This window comes from Acinetobacter sp. LCT-H3 (genome assembly GCF_001866125.1).
In the GTDB taxonomy this organism is placed as follows: domain Bacteria; phylum Pseudomonadota; class Gammaproteobacteria; order Pseudomonadales; family Moraxellaceae; genus Acinetobacter; species Acinetobacter schindleri.
Map to the genome: position 1 here is coordinate 87951 of NZ_MODX01000002.1, position 18734 is coordinate 106684.

General features: G+C 41.5%; 15 protein-coding genes. 9 read left to right on the forward strand and 6 right to left on the reverse strand.

Annotation, left to right across the window (positions count from 1 at the left end):
• Positions 1–73: 73 nt before the first annotated feature.
• The gene (locus tag BK820_RS01900; protein WP_034592511.1) at positions 74–991 is read right to left on the reverse strand and encodes a patatin-like phospholipase family protein; all 918 of its coding nucleotides are present in this window, start codon (positions 989–991) and stop codon (positions 74–76) included.
• A gap of 62 nt (positions 992–1053) precedes the next feature.
• Positions 1054–1683: a 1-acyl-sn-glycerol-3-phosphate acyltransferase gene (locus tag BK820_RS01905; protein ID WP_071319935.1), complete on the reverse strand. Its 630-nt coding sequence runs from the start codon at positions 1681–1683 to the stop codon at positions 1054–1056.
• Positions 1684–1816: 133 nt separating this feature from the next.
• On the opposite strand from BK820_RS01905, the gene BK820_RS01910 reads away from it, so the two are divergent.
• The 3 genes from BK820_RS01910 (at position 1817) to BK820_RS01920 (ending at position 5182) form a co-directional block, all read left to right on the forward strand.
• Positions 1817–3061, forward strand: a complete 1245-nt coding sequence (locus BK820_RS01910; RefSeq protein WP_071319936.1) for an MFS transporter — start codon at positions 1817–1819, stop codon at positions 3059–3061.
• Between the two features lie 137 nt (positions 3062–3198).
• Positions 3199–4353 (forward strand): porin, encoded by a 1155-nt coding sequence (locus tag BK820_RS01915; RefSeq protein ID WP_071319937.1) that lies wholly within the window; start codon positions 3199–3201, stop codon positions 4351–4353.
• Between the two features lie 139 nt (positions 4354–4492).
• Positions 4493–5182: an HAD family hydrolase gene (locus BK820_RS01920; RefSeq protein WP_071319938.1), complete on the forward strand. Its 690-nt coding sequence runs from the start codon at positions 4493–4495 to the stop codon at positions 5180–5182.
• Here the strand turns inward: BK820_RS01920 and BK820_RS01925 are convergent.
• The gene (locus BK820_RS01925; RefSeq protein WP_071319939.1) at positions 5179–5859 is read right to left on the reverse strand and encodes a DUF421 domain-containing protein; all 681 of its coding nucleotides are present in this window, start codon (positions 5857–5859) and stop codon (positions 5179–5181) included. The two genes, BK820_RS01920 and BK820_RS01925, sit on opposite strands and share 4 nt — an antisense overlap.
• A 396-nt stretch (positions 5860–6255) precedes the next feature.
• Between BK820_RS01925 and BK820_RS01930 the strand changes: the two genes are divergently transcribed.
• From BK820_RS01930 to BK820_RS01940, 3 genes are all read left to right on the forward strand, one after another.
• Positions 6256–6975: a carbonic anhydrase gene (locus BK820_RS01930; RefSeq protein WP_071319940.1), complete on the forward strand. Its 720-nt coding sequence runs from the start codon at positions 6256–6258 to the stop codon at positions 6973–6975.
• Between the two features lie 110 nt (positions 6976–7085).
• A complete protein-coding gene (locus BK820_RS01935) occupies positions 7086–8114 on the forward strand; it encodes a coiled-coil domain-containing protein (RefSeq protein ID WP_071319941.1) in 1029 nt (342 codons plus the stop codon).
• A 184-nt stretch (positions 8115–8298) separates the two neighbouring features.
• Complete coding sequence (locus tag BK820_RS01940; RefSeq protein WP_071319942.1) at positions 8299–8664, forward strand: endonuclease domain-containing protein; 366 nt, start codon at positions 8299–8301, stop codon at positions 8662–8664.
• A gap of 207 nt (positions 8665–8871) precedes the next feature.
• Here the strand turns inward: BK820_RS01940 and BK820_RS01945 are convergent, their stop codons facing one another.
• Entirely contained in the window at positions 8872–10386 is a 1515-nt protein-coding gene (locus tag BK820_RS01945; RefSeq protein WP_071319943.1) for an SIR2 family protein, read from the reverse strand.
• A 24-nt stretch (positions 10387–10410) separates the two neighbouring features.
• Entirely contained in the window at positions 10411–13305 is a 2895-nt protein-coding gene (locus BK820_RS01950; RefSeq protein WP_071319944.1) for a valine--tRNA ligase, read from the reverse strand.
• A gap of 188 nt (positions 13306–13493) precedes the next feature.
• Here BK820_RS01950 and BK820_RS01955 point away from each other — a divergent pair, with 188 nt between their 5' ends.
• The 3 genes from BK820_RS01955 (at position 13494) to BK820_RS01965 (ending at position 16667) form a co-directional block, all read left to right on the forward strand.
• The gene (locus tag BK820_RS01955; RefSeq protein ID WP_071319945.1) at positions 13494–14168 is read left to right on the forward strand and encodes a hypothetical protein; all 675 of its coding nucleotides are present in this window, start codon (positions 13494–13496) and stop codon (positions 14166–14168) included.
• A gap of 17 nt (positions 14169–14185) precedes the next feature.
• Entirely contained in the window at positions 14186–14992 is an 807-nt protein-coding gene (locus BK820_RS01960) for an SDR family oxidoreductase (RefSeq protein ID WP_071319946.1), read from the forward strand.
• Between the two features lie 400 nt (positions 14993–15392).
• Complete coding sequence (locus BK820_RS01965; RefSeq protein ID WP_071319947.1) at positions 15393–16667, forward strand: glutaminase; 1275 nt, start codon at positions 15393–15395, stop codon at positions 16665–16667.
• Between the two features lie 91 nt (positions 16668–16758).
• On the opposite strand, the gene dhaK is transcribed toward BK820_RS01965, so the two are convergent.
• Positions 16759–18489, reverse strand: coding sequence for a dihydroxyacetone kinase subunit DhaK (gene dhaK / locus BK820_RS01970; protein WP_071319948.1), 1731 nt, complete (start codon positions 18487–18489; stop codon positions 16759–16761).
• Positions 18490–18734: the final 245 nt, after the last annotated feature.

Sequence of the window (18734 nt, forward strand, 5' to 3'; positions counted from 1 at the left end):
AATATTCATCATGATTTTTATCTTCACTTCAATGTAGCAGATGCAGCAGCGGATGAATACCTGCAATCCCGATTTAGAACCTGGCCTTGCGTGGCGGTTGTAATGCAGCTGGGGACTTGCTGAAATCGCTGATGGCCTTTTCAATGGCCCGGATTTTTAACTGGGCCGCCTTTTCACCTTCCAGAATCGTTTCATTACTCGATTTCAGATCCAGTGTACCAATATGTCCGACCTTCGGCTGAATGACCACGTTAGCCTGAGCCAGTTCTTCATTAATACTTTGCTGACCCATGATATTAATGGTCTGATCCAGTAGGCCAAACATGTTCATGGCTTTGTTGGCATCCGGACGCGCTGAGATATCAACTGCAATGACAATATCCGCTCCCATATCTTTGGCTGTTTTCACTGGAATTGGACTGACTAATCCACCATCGACATATTTGTTACCCCCAATCACCGCTGGCACAAAGACATTTGGAATACTGCAAGAGGCACGTACCGCCTGACCGGCATTGCCTTTGATAAAGTCAGCCTTACGGCCATTATCCAGGCGGGTAGCTACCGCAGCAAAACGGATCGGGAACTGTTCAATGGGTTTATTGGCCACGTTCTTATTTACATAATCCTGTAGCTTTTGACCGGCGATAATACCCTGACGGTTTAAGGTCAGATCACGAATATCCGCTTCTTTAAAATTAAGCGCAATTTGTTGCAGCTGATATGGAGTTTTACCGCTGGCATACAGACTGCCGACAAAACTGCCGGCACTGGTTCCAGTCACAATTTTAGGTTTAATTCCATGTGATTCAAGGACTTTAATCACGCCGATATGGGCAAAGCCTTTCGCTCCGCCACCACCCAAGGCAAGGGCAATGACAGGTTCACGGGCTTTAAGCGTCGGGGTAACAACAGGTTTCGATGGGCTTCTGTCACAGGCTGCAAGGCTTAGGCCCAAACAACCAATCATTGCATAACGAATTAATTTCATTCTAAAAATAGAGGATTAAATAAGCAAATTACGGTTATCAGAGCAAAAAAAAGACATTTTGCCTAGCGTTTTTTCACCAGTTTTTGTAAAGGCTTGGCAATCCAGTCCGGATTTTTTGCCGAGATCTTGCCTTCATAATGGGCATAGATCTGCTCCAGATCATATTCATAATCACCGGTTAAATGGTATACGCCCAGGATATGAATGGTTTTAATGTCATAGTCAAAAGAAAACATCACAATCGGCAGGTTGGCAGCTTTGGCAATATGATAAAAACCGCTACGGATTTTTTCCGGTGCCTTACGCGAACCTTCAGGTGCCATACCTACCCAGATCCGATCAGTCTTGTTAATGACATCAACAATCTGTCGGGTATGTCCTTGAGGGGTATCACGTACCACCGGAACCACACCAATCCATTCCAGAATCGGTTTAAGTGGTGTACGGAATAAACTGTCCTTGCCAAAAATCGTGATCTGAATGCCGAGACCGAGCAAAGCATTGAAGCCCAGCCAGGCATCAATATTAGAGGTATGCGGAGAAATGATGGCAACAGCTTTTGGTAGATTTGGAAATTCACCTTCCATTTTCCAGCCTTGAGCAAGAAAAAGCTTTTTATAAAATGTCCGGCTAAATTTACTGCCACGCCCAGGGACTAAAGCAGGCAGGTCAGGAAAGGAAGTATTTGCCATCTTATAAGACTCTTGAATTACGACAATATTCTTTGTTTTTTATTATATTATTCCTTCATGGTAATTTTTTCACTGGCAAAATATCCATGCCAGATGATGTTTTCTGGAATGTTTGATCAGCCAAGGACTTTTAATGCCGGCCATGCGCAACTTCTATGTTTTGCTATTTTCCTTATACTGGGCGCAAGGTTTACCGGTGGGATTTATGACGCATGCACTTCCAGTAATTTTGCGTGCTCAAGGTGTATCTTTGACGCATATTGGGGGATTCGGCCTGCTGATGCTGCCTTGGTCAATCAAAGTCTTTTGGGCACCTTTAGTCGATCGTTATGGTTCTACAAAAGGCCATTATCGTAGCTGGATTATTCCCGCACAGTTATTGTCTGTCATCGTACTCATCATCCTGTCCTTTATACCAATTGAGGCATTAAATCAGCCAGTTTATCTGCTGGCTTTTTTTGTGGCACTGCTATTTATGAATGGCATTGGGGCGACACAGGATATTGCTACGGATGGACTCGCGGTCAATATTCTGAAAAATAACCAGCAACACTGGGGTAATACCTTTCAGGTGATGGGTTCACGTTTGGGTTTTATTGTCGGTGGCGGTGCCATCCTATGGCTTTTGGATGTCCTGCAATGGCAAACGACGTTCCTGATTTTAGCAGCTCTGGTCTTTCTGAATACTTTACCAATACTTTTATTTAAAGAGCCGCAACATGAAAACCTGAACGAGATTGCCAAAGCTCAGCAAAATAAATTCCAGTTAAAAACCTATTTTCAATATTTTCTCCAACAGCCTACTTTACGCTGGTGGCTGGCGATTCTGGTGACTTTTAAAATTGCGGATGGCCTGTCTGGACCTCTATTAAAACCGTTAATGGTAGATATGGGACTGAGTTTTAGCCAGATCGGGATTTACGTGACTATGCTCGGTGCATTTGCAGCACTGATTGGAGCAGGACTTGCGGGCTGGTGCCTGAAAATATTTTCCCGTGCCCGAACTTTGATGGCTTTCTCAATTATCAAAATTATCACCTTAATAGCGTATGCCTGGCTGGCAATGCAATACGAAGCCAAACAGTCAGTTGCACCCATGGTGATTTACTTGATTAATGCGGCTGAAGATATGATTTCTGCCATGTTATTAGTCGTGATGCTGACTTTAGTTATGCAATACAGCCGTAAACATCTGGCGGGAACGGACTTTACGTTTCAAGTAGCGATCATGGCGACGGTAAGTGGCGGGCTTTATAGCATAAGTGGAATATTAGGGGATAGATTGGGTTATCAGGATTATCTGTATGGCATCGTTTTTACTGCAATATTGTGCTTAATCCCGATAAACGGTTGGATAAAATACCGTAAAATTGATTGAAAAATTATCTAAATCAAATGTTTGATTGGATATTAGCCTAAAGTACTAAAAAGAATATATAAATACATTTTTAATAATTTTGTAATATAAAGACGTTGTGTATGATTTGTTACAAAATAAACCAAAGGATTATTGAAATGAAAACCAAGTTAGCGACAGCGATTGCATTGAGCCTATTGGCGGGGACAACTTTTGCAGCACCAACTTTCTATGGTGAAATTGACCTTTCTGTTGACCATGTACAGGCAGATAATAAAAATGGCGTAGAAGATCGTCATATTACCGACCTAAATTCAAATAACTCATTCCTTGGTTTAAAGGGTGATGAGAAGTTAACTGACCGCCTAAGTGCACTTTACCAAGCCGAGTTTACTTTTTATGTAGACAATGGTGGAAGCTCTGACACATTCGTACCACGTAATCTTTTAATTGGTCTTAAAGATGAAAAGCTGGGTACAGTAAAATTAGGTAAAATTGATACGCCAGTAAAGCAACTTTCATCTGTAGTAGATACATTTAATAACTATGTAGCTAACAATGCCGATGTCGCAGGTATCATGGCTGGTGAAAACCGTATTGATAATGTACTTGTTTATGAAACCCCAGCTTTCCAGTTAGGTGAAGGTAAACTTGAAGGTAAATTACAGCTTGCTACAGGTGAAGGTAATGACACTATTGAGTCAACTAAAGGTGGTTCAACTGTTGCTGGTCGTGGCCTAGGTGATTCTTGGTCTTCTTCAGTTGTTTATAGCGACAAAATGTTCGTTGCTGGCCTGGGCTATGATAAAGCGATCCCATCTCGTTTCTTAAGTCGTGGTTTCTTAAATGCTGATAATACGGATGCACGACCAGGTCAAGATGTTACAGCAAGTCGTAATGTTTTAGCAGAAGCAAATACAATTCGTGCAATTGGTCGTATTAATTTGGATAATGGGCTATCACTACGCGCATTATATCAAACTTCTGATATTGAAAATGCTGATGCAAGTCCAACTCCAGCAAACGCTTTGGTAGCAGCAAATATTGACGATGCGCAAGCATGGTTAATTGGTGCGGAATATAACCTTCCAAATGCTAAAAATTGGACAGTGAAGGGGCAGTACAGCTATAGCGATGTAACGTTTGATGATGCTACTTCTGACTTTGAAGCTAAGCAAATTCTTGCTGGTGTCGACTATGCTTTTTCTAAACAAGTAAAAGTGTACGGTACAGCCGGCTACCTGACGATTGAACAAGGTTCTGATGAAGATAATCAGTTCCTGTTAGGTACAGGTTTCGAATACAAATTCTAATTTAGATTTTGTAATCTGAAAAAAGGCGATGTTTTTACATCGCCTTTTTATATGGAATTTTGTATAGCTTATGAGTTTAAACCCATTAGCAGCAGGGTTTGAGCTGTTAAAGTAAACACAAAAGTTTGATGTAACTATTATGACTATACGAGCTGTTTTATTTGACCTGGATAATACACTGACACATCGTGATTTGAGTGTGCAGGCTTATAGCCGATATCTGGCAGAGCAATATAGTCAGATGCTTAATCTAGCCGATATTGCAAAAATTACCGAGATCGTACGCCGTATTGATAATGGTGGCTATCCGAAAAAAGAACTGCTGACCCATTCCACAATTGGTGGCTCAGTTGCTTTTGCGCTTCTGCAAGAATTGTCCTGGCAATCTCAGCCAGCATTAGAAGAATTGAGTGATTTCTGGTTCCAGAATTTTGGCCAGTTCGCCGTCGCCATGCCGCAAGCAGGAAACTTATTGCAATCACTTAAAGCCGCAGATTATAAGCTGGCGATTATTTCTAATGGTGGACATGACACCCGCATGAATATTATTAACGGGCTGGGTTTTGCTCATTATTTTGATGAAATCATGAGTTCAGGTCTGGTTGGCATCAGTAAGCCAAATCCTGAAATTTTTCAATATACTGCGCAAAAACTTGCTGTGGCTCCAGAGCATTGTCTTTATATTGGAGACCATCCTGTCAATGATATTCAGGGTGCACAGAATGCCGGTATGCAGACTTTATGGATGGAAGGATTCCATACGCCTTTACAGCAGATAGAACACAAGATCCAGAATCTGGCTCAAGTGCTGGATTATCTCAAACATTAAGTCTGACGCTGGGTGTTGATGGCTTTGATCCATTTGCAATATTCACAGCGCTGGCAGATTGCATCTGGACTAGACAGCAACTCCACGTTGCCGCAATGCAGACAGGCATAATAAGTATCTGGTTCAACTTCCGTAATGAGGTCCTTTTGGGCTTTGGGAAATAAGGGCAAGCCATAACGGACTTCTTCGGGACTGTAAAAGAGTATGCTGAATTTACCATCGCTTTCCAGCAGTCCAGTACGAATTTGTCCCAAATGTTCAGCACCTTGCTGACGCATTTCGGCAAAGAATTCATCATGCGACATTTTGCCTTTGGAAATATGCTCAAGCACCATTTCACCATTTTCCACAATATAAAGCGGTTTGCCTTCGAGCAGATCTTCGAAGGATTGATATTGCATGGTCAGGTAGGTGGTAAGACGGTATAAAATAATAATGGTAGCCATGACGATAAACGCCTGCAGCAAAGGCAGTGTTTCATCGAACATAGGATCGCCTGCGATCGAACCCAAAGCCAAGATAATTGCGACTTCGAAAATAGAAAGTTGACGTACCCCACGTTTACCGGTCAGGCGCAAGAATACAATGATCATGGTATACATGACCAGGCAGCGCAGCAGAATTTCGCCAATAAAGGTCCAGTCAGTGTCATGGATAAAAATCGTGAAAAAATCCATAGGCTTAGCTCATATTTCCTTAAGTGAACTGAGTGTAGCAATGAACTTGGATGTGAAGTTTAGTGATTATGTTTATACAGGTAAGATCTCGGTATCATCAGTTATCGATTAGCCGATGATGAACATGAATTACCAAGTTAAGAATATTATATTTTTCAATTAATAACAAAACTATAAAACTCCAACGACATTCAAGTTTGAGAATGGAATCTTTTGTGCTTGTTTCAAATTTCCGCTCTGTTTTAATAATACCCGTCTGAATTTTTAATATCATAATTATTAATATATATATTATTTTATTAATAAATCAGTTGCTTAATTATATCGTATGAAAAATTAATGTATGAATATTCATGCATTTTAACAAGATGATTGATAACAAGGGTGGGTGAATAGATGAAAAAGGCCACGTTATGTGCAGTTGCTTTTGGACTAATGAATACGGCATATGCGGATGCAGACTGGGATTATAAGCATACCCATCAGTGGGGTTCACTGAGCGATAAATATGCTGCATGTAATAGCGTAAATCAGTCACCTATTAATATCGAAGGTAGCGTAAAGGCAGAACTGGAACCTTTAAAGTTCAGCTATAACACCATGATTCATGCGATCGAGAATAAAGGTCATACCGTGCAGGTAGATTTTGCTCAAGGTGGCAAATTACAGCTGGACGGCGATACCTTTGTGCTGAAACAGTTTCATTTGCATAGCCCGAGTGAAAACCTGATCAAGGGCAAAAGCTATCCACTCGAAATTCACTTTGTGCATGCCAATACTAAAGGTGAGCTTGCTGTGGTCGGCATGATGTTCGAGCAGGGTGCAGAAAGCCAGATGCTCAAACGTATGTGGAACCGTTTGCCGAAAAAACAAGGTGAAAAAGTGGTATTAAGCAAACCGCAACCGGTAAATGAGATGCTGCCTAAAAACCTTGATTATTATCGCTTTAGCGGATCACTGACCACACCGCCGTGTTCGGAAGGGGTACGCTGGCTAATTCTAAAAGATATTCAGCAGGCTTCGGCACAACAGATTGCAGCGTTCTCAAAACTTATGGGACATCCGAATAATCGTCCGATTCAGCCCTTAAATGGACGGGTTATTGTTGAAAATTAATTGATAACTCCCTTAAGCAGACTGCGGTCTGCTTTTTTATTTGCAGTAAATCAGCAGTTACTTAAAAGTTTTAGGGATAAAATAGCATTTATTTGCTTTGCCTGTTTGCCATGTCTTTTGATTTGAAAACCACTATTCAGCCCGATGCCGATCTTACTCCGCAGCAGAGAAAGCTGAACCGTCTGATTGATAAAATTGAACAGCAGCAGCTTGAACTGAAGCAGTGGCAGCAGGCACAGGAACAGATTCAGCAATATACCCGTCAAACCTTGATGCCGGTCTATCATGAGTTACATACAGTGCTGTTTCAGCAACTGGAACAGTTATGGAAGCATTTGCATGAGGCAGAATTTTCCAAGGCCGAGGCGACGCAGCTAGATGTTAAAATCCAGTATCTTGCGGCTTATTTAACCGACTCCCAATCTTTATCAAAACAACAGGCCGAGATTGTTAAGGAAATTTATAATTACTATCAACAGCATATTGAACATAGCCAAGCCAGAAAAAACAAAAAGCAAAGCATAAAGGATGTTGAGCTGTTCTTTGCTAATGACGATACTTCGGATCAGGCAGCATCTGAAAATTTTGAAGAATGGGATAGCGAAAAGTACAGTCAGGCACGAGAGCAAGCCAAGCTTAAACGCCAGCAGGAAAAACTGGAACAGGCTGCGAAGTTGGCAGAGCAGTCTTTAAAAGCAGTGTATTTAAAAATTGCTGCAACCATTCATCCAGACCGTGAGCCGGATGAAGCTAAGAAAGTAGAAAAGACTGAGTTACTGCAACGCGCGAATGAGGCTTATGCAGTGCAGGACCTATTTTATTTACTGAAATTACAAATCCAGATTGAGCAGAATCGGGGAGTTTCACAAAAGGGTTTAAGTGCCGAGCAGCTAAAGTTTTATCAACTGGCTTTAGATCTACAAAGTCAAAAATTAGATGATCAAATAGAAGAGATTCTTCAATCGTTGAGCTGGAATAAAAAAGGCCATATAGGCAAGGTGAAAATTACCGATTTATATAAGCAGGTGGATGCAGATACTTCAGCGCTGAAAAAGCAGCTAAAAGGCGAGAAGGAACGCTTGAAGTATATGAAGAAGGTAAGTGGGGTGGAAATGTTGTTGGAACATGGAGTGCTTTAATGCTTTTCTCCCTCTCCCTTTGGGATGAGGAACAACGTTCCGCAAGGGGGTGAGGGTAATTTATTAGATTTATTTCTTTAGCTTCACCTCTCCCCTTGCGCAGCAGTGCTGCTCATCTCCTGAGAGGAGAGGGAACTTCTTTGCGTATCGTATAATGACAATAAATTTAAGAGGGAAAATAAAAATGAAAATAGATCCCCAATTATTAGAATTCTCCAAATCCATGCGCCACACCGTAACCGATGCAGAACACCTGATGTGGCAACTGCTTCGTGCCAAGCGTTTTATGAATCTTAAATTTCGTCGTCAGCATGTGATCAAACCCTATATTGTGGATTTTTACTGTCATGAAATTGGTTTGGTGATTGAGTTGGATGGTGGTCAGCATGGAACGGATGATGCAATTGAATATGATGCTGAACGCACAAAGTTTTTAGAGACTTTGGGTTTAACTGTGGTTCGGTATTGGAATCATGATGTGTTGGGGCGGACGGATGTGGTGTTAGAGGAATTGTGGAGTGTGTGCCTTAAGCTGAAAGTAAATCAATAACGGAAGTTCCTTCTCCCATTGGGAGAAGGCGGGGGATGAGGGATTATAAATCAGATAAAAGCACCTCTCCCTTGCGCACTCAGAATATATTCTGAGGATGCTCATCTCCTAAAAGGAGAGGGAACTCCAATATAAAATTCATATAGGTATTAAATCAAATGAGGCTCCCTCTCCCTATGGGAGAGGGCTGGGGTGAGGGTAATAAATTTAATGTAATAACATTTCTAGAATGTCAGGAATGTCGGAATATTCTTCATACCAAATAATATTAACTCCAAGATCCTTAAAAATTGCTTCTTGTAAATGATGGTGACTCTGTAAGAAATTTTTCGCTAAATTTATTTCTTCTTCTGTTGATCTTTCACTAATTAAAGAGTCTTGTTTTACTCTTTTAAGAATTGCATAGTGTTTACTTTCTACTGAAGGATTTGAAACTATATCTAGGAGTCGTCTTAAATTTGGATCATCCATAGACAAACCTATCATTAAACAACTTTTTTCTCTTAAATGTGTTAGCTGAACCAAATTTGACCAATGATATGAGTCGGAATACATCTTGTGGTAGCCATCCTCAGAAAATACAATTTCATTTCCTACATAATCATCATAATTATTTGGATTTTCAGGAATAAATCCATGTACATGATAGATTGGCAATTCCTTAATACTATATGTTTCTAATGCATTTGGAATAACATGATGATGTAAATTTAATTTTTTTAGCTTTTGTTCTATTAAATCATCAAAATTATAAGTAACGATTGAATCGACATGAGCTCTTAATCTAGTAGGGATACATAGTCTTCCTATAACTTCTATAAGTTTTGAATTTCGATTTATAGTATTAGTTTTATATAAAATTTCATGAATAATATTTTTAAATTTATCAGAGGGTTCATTATTTTTAGTAAGTGATTTTTTAAGATATCTTGCTGAAAGCAACGCAGAGTTAAAGTAATTATCTTTAAAATTCTCTGAAATTTCATTTATCGATTTTTGAGAAAATTTATTATCTGCATTTTGGGTCTCTGAAAAATATTTTATTAAAAGTGAGGAAATTAATTGTTCCCATGAGGGGAGTTTTGCATCGCATGAGACACCTGCTCCTAAAAGTAATGAAAAGTTTCCTTCTTTGTATTTGAGCTTTAATTGTTCAATTTGCTTAGATCTTTCATCTTTCCAATTCTGATTATTATTTGAAAGTATTTCTTCAAATTTAATATTATATAGATTGATTAATAGATTTTTAGAATATTCTATATCATCATTAATTAACTCATTTATAAAGTTTTTACCATAAAGTTTATATGGGAAATCATAATCTTTGTTGCGATTAAATTTTTCTATTTCACTTTCATTTAAGGTGGATATTATGATAATACTTCGTGGTTCAGGGTGAAATTTTTCCTTAAAAAGCAGAAATTTTTCTAATACTTTTTTTACTGCAATACTTGAAGGGATTATTTTTAATTCAACTACAGTAGGAGTTGCTAAATCATTATTTAGATTGGTTTCAACAATATAATCGAAAGGAAAAATAGGATTATCTAATTTATAATATTCTTTATTGTTTTTTTCAAAGTAGTGTTCAAGTAATTTTTCTAGAAAAAAATTCAAATCACGGTAAGAATTTTTACTATTTTCTGAATCAAAATTATTGATGATATCGTCGAATTTCATTTTTAAAATAATAAAGGGCTGAATAATCAGCCCTTTATACACAAATTAGATCAAACTAACAACACATTAAAGTGCAGCAATTTGCTCCATATTCGCTTTAATCTTCGCTAACTGATCCGCAAACTCAGCAAGTTTCACTTTCTCGCCTTCAACCACAGCAGCAGGTGCTTTCGCCACAAAACCTTCATTGCTAAGTTTAGTGGCAATTTGGTCATGCTGCTTTTGAACCTTGTCTAAGTCTTTTTGCAAACGCCCCAATTCCGCTTTAGGGTCAATTAAACCCTTCATTGGAACGAATACAGACACATGACCCACGACAGAAGATGAAGACAATGGTGGTTGTTCAGCATCTGCAAGGAATGTAATGCTTTCAACTTTTGCCAATGCTTTAAACAATGGTTCAATACGTGCGATTTGCGCTTTTTCCGCATCTGTCGTGTTTTGAAGCAGAACAGGTAACAAACGAGCATTACCTAAGCCCATCTCACCACGGATGTTACGTACCGCACCAATCAAACCTTGCAGCCATTGCATATCTGCTTCAGCTTGGTCGTTGATAAGCGCTTGGTCAGCAACAGGGTATTGCGCCAACATAATCGTTTCGCCAACGATGTTCAGTTTCGGCGCAAGGGTTTGCCAGATTTCTTCTGTCAAATACGGCATTAACGGATGCGCTAAACGTAAAGACGCTTCCATCACCGCAAGAAGAACACGACGTACTTCAGCTTTACGCTCTTCAGACACATTTTCATCGTTCAGAACCGGTTTGGTTAATTCAACATACCAGTCACAGTATTCATTCCAGATGAACTCGTAAATCGCTTGCGCAGCCAAGTCTAAACGGTAGGTTGCAAATGCTGTTTGCACCGCTTGTTCCGCTTTTTGCAGACGGCTCACGATCCACTGTTCAGGCAATTCCCAAAGGTCTTGACGTGCTTCTGAACCAATCGTTTGACCTTCGACATTCATCATCACGAAACGCGTTGCGTTCCAGATTTTGTTGGCAAAGTTACGGTAACCTTCAACACGTTTCATGTCGAACTTAATGTCACGACCAGTATTGGCAAGCGCACAGAATGTGAAACGAACCGCATCAGTACCGTAAGATTGAATGCCTTCAGGGAATTCCTTACGGGTTGATTTTTCAATCTTCGCCGCTTGTTTCGGATTCATCAAACCTGTGGTACGTTTTTGTACTAAAGTTTCAAGATCAACACCGTCAATCAAATCGAGTGGGTCAAGGACATTACCCTTAGATTTAGACATCTTCTGACCTTCGCCATCACGTACCAAACCGTGTACATATACCGTTTTAAACGGTACTTGTGGCGTACCATCTTCATTTTTCATGAAGTGCATCGTAAGCATGATCATACGAGCAACCCAGAAGAAGATGATGTCGAAACCTGTTACCAATACATCAGTCGGGTGGAAAGTATTTAAGAAATAGTTTTCTTTATCTTTCGCTTCGTCGCCAGTCCAACCTAAAGTTGAGAATGTCCAAAGACCCGATGAGAACCATGTATCTAACACGTCTTCGTCTTGGTTCAATTGAACATCGGCAGGAATGTTATTTTTCGCACGCACTTCAGTTTCGTCACGACCAACGTATACATTGCCGTCCGCATCGTACCAAGCAGGGATGCGGTGCCCCCACCACAATTGACGCGAGATACACCAGTCTTGAATGTTATTCATCCAAGCCATGTACATATTGCTGTACTGTTCAGGCACGAACTTGATACGACCATCTTGAACCGCTTCAATGGCAGGTTTCGCAAGTGGCGCAATTTTTACATACCATTGGTCAGTCAGTAATGGCTCAACGATCACGCCTGAACGGTCACCGCGAGGTGGTTTTAATGTGTAAGGTTGGATCTGATCTAACCAGCCTTCAGATTCAGCTTGTTCTACTAACTTTTTACGTGCTTCGAAACGCTCTAAACCAACATAGTCCGCAGGTGCAGGAATGGTTTTAGAAATTTGCTCGCCTGCTTTGGCGATGTATTCAAACTCAGCAAGAACTTCAGCATTTTTGTTGAAGATGTTGATGATAGGCAATTCGCAGCGTTTACCGACTTCATAGTCATTGAAGTCGTGCGCAGGGGTGATTTTTACACAGCCTGTACCAAATTCTTTGTCGACATATTCGTCTTTAACGATTGGAACCGCACGGCCTGTAATTGGCAGGATGATGTTTTGACCAACAAGGTGCGCATAACGCTCATCATCAAGCGCAACTGCAACGGCAGTATCACCCAGTAATGTTTCAGGACGAGTGGTTGCTACAACAATGTGATCTTTACCATCGTGGGTACGCAATGACTTGTCTTCAAAGAAGTATTTGAAGTGCCAGAGTGAACCTGCTTCTTCTTTATCAGACTCAACTTCCAGGTCAGACAGGGCAGTTTGTAGTTTAGGGTCCCAGTTCACCAGACGTTTACCGCGGTAAATCAGACCTTCTTCATGCAGTTTAACGAACACTTCTTTCACTGCGTTAGATAGACCTTCATCCATGGTGAAGCGTTCACGAGACCAGTCAACTGAAGAACCTAGGCGACGGATTTGACGGGTGATGTTACCGCCAGACTGTTCTTTCCATTCCCATACTTTTTCGATGAACTTTTCACGACCCAGGTCATGACGGCTGATGCCTTGCGCACCCAACTGACGCTCTACCACCATTTGCGTTGCAATACCTGCGTGGTCAGTACCCGGTTGCCATAAAGTATTTTTACCAGACATACGGTTATAACGGGTTAACGCGTCCATGATGGCATTGTTAAAACCATGACCCATGTGCAAGCTACCGGTGACGTTTGGTGGCGGAATCATGATACAGAAAGACTCGCCTTTTTCAGACGGCTTAAAGTAACCGCGCTCCTCCCAGGTTTGGTACCATTTTTTCTCGATCTCGGTCGGATCGTAAGTTGTAGCAATATTTTGCGCTGAATCAGTCATAGTTCGAACAGATCAAAAGTGGATAAAAAATTGCATCTATTGTAGCAAAAAAAATGGCGGCTGCGGCAGCTTAACCAAAAGCAAACTTTAAGCAATTGGCAGTAAGCTGAACTCATCGTATGATAGCAACAGCGCCAGACAACTCATCACAAAATTTAAATAACAAGATGAATATTAAGGATAAGAAGATGAGCTATAACATTTCCCTGAAAATACAGCCAGAAACTCACTATCGTTTCCGCGATATTCATTCCCGTCTCAATAGTGGTGATCAAACCAGTCTGTCCAAAGCCTTGGGTGAAAACCTCACGGATATTGCCTGTGAAATTATTGATCAGGTCTTTGGCCGCCTTGCGCGTCTTTCAAATTCTGCGGATCGCGAGTCTGAAAAAGTCGTTCAGCAAATTGTTGAGACCACACGTAAATATATGCCATGGTCAGTCTCATTTTTTGGCAATGAACGGCTGATTCCAATGGTGAATTATCTTTATGAAATGACCCACGAAATTGAAGGCGATTATTACGTGCGTTATCCCATTCAGAAGACGCTGGCGATCGAATTACTCCGCTATGTAAAAGAAATGGAAAGTGGCAATCATCATTGTGTTTCACCTGCCTTAAAGACCTTTATTGAAGTAGTGGATCAGGGGGTTACCCATCTGGTACGTCAACCCAAAAATATGCTGAAGTTCAATATGGTGGTTGATAAAACCCTGAATGGTGTGATTAATTTAACTACGCAGCTCGGTTATAAGCGTTTTGACAAGTTGGGAAGCCTGTATGATGCACCGACCATCAGTCATTACTTTGAGCATTTTTTAGCGTTTTTAGAAGATGAAGTAAAACAGACATCAGATATTTAAAAGAGATAGAGGGATCAATGGCAAAGCTGGAAAGTTTAAATGGAAAAGTGGTATGGATCACCGGAGCATCTTCAGGGATTGGTAAGGCAGTCGCGCAGGAATGTGCGTCACAGGGAGCGCAGGTAGTTTTAACGGCACGCCGTTTTGAAGAACTGGAAAATGTGCGTCTCAGTTTGCCCAATCCTGATCAGCATCTGTCTGTCATTGCTGACATTACCGATGAAACCCAGGTGGAAAAAGCCTATGCCAAGGTTTTGGAAAATAAAGGCCGGATTGACTGGCTGATCAATAATGCTGGTTTAAGTCAGCGTGCCCTGATTGCCGACACCACCATGCAGACTGAACGCGCCATTATGGAAGTGGATTATTTCTCGCAGGTGTTTTTGACTAAAACGGTCTTGCCAACTTTCTTGAAACAGCAGTCTGGACGTATTGCATTTATTTCCAGTGTGGCAGGTTTGCTTGGCACCCAGTATCGCGCATCCTATTCCGCTGCCAAAGGTGCAATACATATGTGGGCGAACAGCCTGCGTGCTGAAGTGGCAGATCAGGGTATTCAGGTCTCGGTGATTTTCCCGGGCTTTGTCAAAACCAATGTCTCTTTTAATGCCTTAAATGGTGAAGGTAAACCGCAAGCCAAGCAGGATGAAGCAATTGAAAATGGTTTAGAGGCTGATGATTTTGCTAAACAGACGGTGAGGGCGTTACAGCAGGGCGAGGAATATATTGTGGTCGGTGGCCAGAAAGAAAAACTGGGCGTACTGGTTTCACGTATTTCACCAAAGATGCTGTATAAAATGATTCGCAAGACTAAAGTGAAATAAATTATTTAGTATACATAAAAGGGCAGCATTGCCCTTTTTTTGATATTTCTTAAAAAGAGAAAATTAAAATAGATCTTTTTCATAAATCAAAACATGATCGTTATATTCATATTTAAATTTCCGTCTCCCTCTGGGATGAGAAGCATAGCTTCGCAAGAGAATGAAGGGATTTCTTAGAAAAAAACCTCTCCTGCAAGGAGAGGGAATTCCCTTTATAGTGATTCAATTATGATTTATGGAAGAACTCTAATATATGTACCATTTATTTCTGGAGAATCTGATCCAAAGAGTACAGTTCCGATAACACGGATATGCAGAAAATTACCTTTTCACTCTGGTACTTAAGCCAAAAGCCGGTATGTTAATTAAAAATAACAGCCAACTGGAATAAGCTCATTCGATGAAAACACCGGTGCCAGACTACCTCAAGCATGTTTTAACTTCCTGCCGTGACAATCATAAAGGTGCCTTGGCAGATTATATTCCTGAGCTGGCAGCAGTCGATCCAGATAAGTTTGCTTTGGCACTTTCCACCGTAGATGGCACGATCTATTCCACCGGTGATGACGAAGTTGAGTTCACCATGCAGTCTATGTCCAAGCCTTTTGCCTATGCTCTGGCTTTGCAGAAAGTCGGCTTGACCAAGGTCATGGAAAAAGTAGGCGTGGAACCTTCGGGCGAAGCCTTTAACCAGATTTCACTGGAGAAGGATTCCAATATTCCAAAAAATCCGATGATCAATTCGGGTGCTATTACCATCCATTCTCTGATTCCCTATAAACGAACAGTGTCCCGTGCCGAACAATTGCGCCGTTTTTTAAGTGGTTTGGCTGGGCGTGAACTGAGTTTTGATACCGATGTATATACCTCCGAACTGAAAACAGCGTTTCGTAACAGATCCTTGGGCTATATGCTGCGTACCGTGGGAGTGCTGGAAGAAGATCCAGAAGCGATTGTTAATGGTTATATCAAGCAGTGTTCAATCAAGGTGACGGTCAAGGACCTGGCGATGATCGCCGGGGTGCTCGCCAACGGGGGAATTCAGCCACAAACTGGTAAAAAATTGCTGGACCGTTCTGTAGTGCGGCAAGTCCTGAGTGTGATGCTCACCTGTGGCATGTATGATGCTGCCGGTGACTGGCTGACCACCGTGGGTATTCCGGCCAAAAGTGGGGTTGCAGGTGGTATTATCGGCGTGTTACCTGGACAGGTGGGTATCGCCGTGTTTTCTCCGCGAATTGATGAGCATGGACATAGTGTACGTGGCGTCGATATTTTTGAACGTATGTCCCGAGAAATGGGTCTGCACTTAATGGAAGGGACGCCATCGGCACAAACCATTTTGCAAAGTCGTTATCTCACCGGTAAACGTGATCATGTGGTGGTGTATGAACTACGTGGCGTATTACAGTTTACTGAATCGGAAATGCTGCTGCGTATTTTGCAAGATGAACCAGAAGGCAAAAAACGAATAGTGTTGGATCTGACCAATTTGACCTTAATTCATAATGTTGGTGCCCGAATGTTATTTGAAGGTGTGGCTCGTTTGAAAAAGGATGGTCATCCAGTCGTGGTGGTTGACTCGGAAGGAATTTTGAGTGAAGCCCAAATGAAGGGAAATAAAAGGGTCGTGGTCAAAGAAAAACTGACCAAGTATCTGGAAAAATTTCAATAGACGTTTTTCTGCCAGCTTGCTTCAGAATAGGATATCTGTCAGTAAATAAAAAAGCCCCGATAATGCGAGGCTTTTTAAAATCTTGAGAATCTTATTTAATATGCTCAGCAATATCGGTAAAGATGACACCTAAACCATATGCCCCGGCATCCGGATAGCCCAAGCTACGGTCACCGACCGTACCGGCACGACCCATACGCGCCACGATGTCTTTGGTGGATTCTGCACCTTTTACTGCCGCCGCTGCACCCAACACAAAGTTTTCTTTAAACGTCTTGTGGGTATTGGCTGACCAGGAATATGCACATGGCACTAAGGCATCAATCAGGGTCTTGTCACCAACAACTGCTCCACGGCCAAATGAACGTTCGCCGGTAACTTGAATGCCTTTCACTGCTGCTTGCAGCATCTCGGCAAAATCTGACACAGTTAATGTGGATTTGCCTTGAATGGCTTTACTCGCTGCACGAAACGCTGAACCCCAGATCGGGCCCGATGCACCACCACAGTGTTCCATAATAATCATTGAACTATTTAGCAAGAATTCATCCATGTGCTGGGCTTGAATCAGGCTTTGCCATTCGCGTTTCAGCTGTTTAAAACCTTTAGCTACACTCATGCCAAAGTCACCATCACCTGCATGGGCATCCAGCTCGCAGAATGGCACTTCGTTTTTGATAATACAGGCAGCCATCACATCGACCACATAACGCATATTTTCAATCGTGAACTGTTCATTTTGAACTTCAGCATGTTCAGGCTGAGTTTCGACTTCCGTATTTATTACATCTTCTGCTGCGGCATTTTTTGTTGAGAAGATTAAAGGCTGTGCTGCTGAACCATCCATTTTAAGAGCGGGCGTGTTCGCCTCTGCATCTAAATAACCTTTTAGTTCATCATCCACAGCTAGCAATGACACCGAAGCACCGTTCATGTCGATACTGGTCATGTAGTTGCCGACAAAAGTACGGTAAATCTTGATGCCTTTGCGCGCCAAATGTTCGCACACATCATTATTAAAGACATACAGCTCTTGCATTGGTGTTGAACCAAAGCCATTCACTAGAACAGCAACTTCTTGCATGTCAGGGCGATCGAGGAACAGATCATCGATAATACGTTGTGCCAGTTCTTTGGATGGCAGGATTTTTTCACGGCGGATACCCGGTTCGCCGTGGATGCCGACGCCGTATTCCATTTCATCATTCGCTAAGGTGAAGGTGGGCGTGCCTTTGGCAGGAACGGTACATGAGCTATAGGCGAAACCAAGACTAATCACGTTATATGCTGCTTTTTGAGCCACAGCTTTGACTTCCGCAAGCTCTAAACCTTTTGATGCTGCTGCACCTGCAATTTTATGTACAAATACAGTACCCGCCACGCCACGACGGCCGACTGTGTAGAGGCTATCTTTAACGGCAATATCATCTGCCACTTTCACGTAATCAACTTTGATGCCATCTTCAGTGGCTAAGGCTGCGCCATTCTGGAAATTCATCATATCGCCAGAATAGTTTTTGATGATCATCAACACGCCTTTGTCCGTTGCGACACGTTGCAGGGCTTTATAGACCTGAATTTGTGAAGGTGATGCAAATACGTCACCGCATACGGCTGCGTCTAACATTCCTGTACCGACAAAACCTGCATGTGCAGGTTCATGCCCGCTACCACCGCCACTGATCAGTGCAACGTTATTGTGTTTTTGTTTACGTGAAATGATTTTGTGGGATTCGGTAAATTGTAGTTCAGGGTGGGCAAGGACAAAGCCTTTGCACATTTCGACAACCAGGTTTTCAGGGTTGTTGATGAGTTTTTTCATGGAAATATCAAACTTTTGGTAATTTCATTAATAAGTTTTAATTATTCACTAAAGTTGAAATATTTACTGATCTAAAAATGTTAAAACGGATGATGTGGGGTTGGGTGGTTAGAAAAGGGGCGGCTTGTTATTTTATTGCTTGCTTAATTTTACCTCCCTAGCTCTCACTTACCCTTCATTTTAAAGCAGTGCTTTAAAACTTGCTCAGGAAAGGGAGCATCCATTATTAAATGCATACAGTTATT

Bases quoted from the DNA above. Each gene is read 5' to 3' on its own strand.
- BK820_RS01905 (WP_071319935.1), bottom strand. From the start codon at position 1,683: ATGGCAAATACTTCCTTTCCTGACCTGCCTGCTTTAGTCCCTGGGCGT.
- BK820_RS01955 (WP_071319945.1), top strand. From the start codon at position 13,494: ATGAGCTATAACATTTCCCTGAAAATACAGCCAGAAACTCACTATCGT.
- BK820_RS01950 (WP_071319944.1), bottom strand. From the start codon at position 13,305: ATGACTGATTCAGCGCAAAATATTGCTACAACTTACGATCCGACCGAG.
- BK820_RS01925 (WP_071319939.1), bottom strand. From the start codon at position 5,859: ATGGATTTTTTCACGATTTTTATCCATGACACTGACTGGACCTTTATT.
- BK820_RS01920 (WP_071319938.1), top strand. From the start codon at position 4,493: ATGACTATACGAGCTGTTTTATTTGACCTGGATAATACACTGACACAT.
- dhaK (WP_071319948.1), bottom strand. From the start codon at position 18,489: ATGAAAAAACTCATCAACAACCCTGAAAACCTGGTTGTCGAAATGTGC.
- BK820_RS01935 (WP_071319941.1), top strand. From the start codon at position 7,086: ATGTCTTTTGATTTGAAAACCACTATTCAGCCCGATGCCGATCTTACT.
- BK820_RS01965 (WP_071319947.1), top strand. From the start codon at position 15,393: ATGAAAACACCGGTGCCAGACTACCTCAAGCATGTTTTAACTTCCTGC.
- BK820_RS01910 (WP_071319936.1), top strand. From the start codon at position 1,817: ATGCCGGCCATGCGCAACTTCTATGTTTTGCTATTTTCCTTATACTGG.
- BK820_RS01940 (WP_071319942.1), top strand. From the start codon at position 8,299: ATGAAAATAGATCCCCAATTATTAGAATTCTCCAAATCCATGCGCCAC.
- BK820_RS01900 (WP_034592511.1), bottom strand. From the start codon at position 991: ATGAAATTAATTCGTTATGCAATGATTGGTTGTTTGGGCCTAAGCCTT.
- BK820_RS01960 (WP_071319946.1), top strand. From the start codon at position 14,186: ATGGCAAAGCTGGAAAGTTTAAATGGAAAAGTGGTATGGATCACCGGA.
- BK820_RS01915 (WP_071319937.1), top strand. From the start codon at position 3,199: ATGAAAACCAAGTTAGCGACAGCGATTGCATTGAGCCTATTGGCGGGG.
- BK820_RS01930 (WP_071319940.1), top strand. From the start codon at position 6,256: ATGAAAAAGGCCACGTTATGTGCAGTTGCTTTTGGACTAATGAATACG.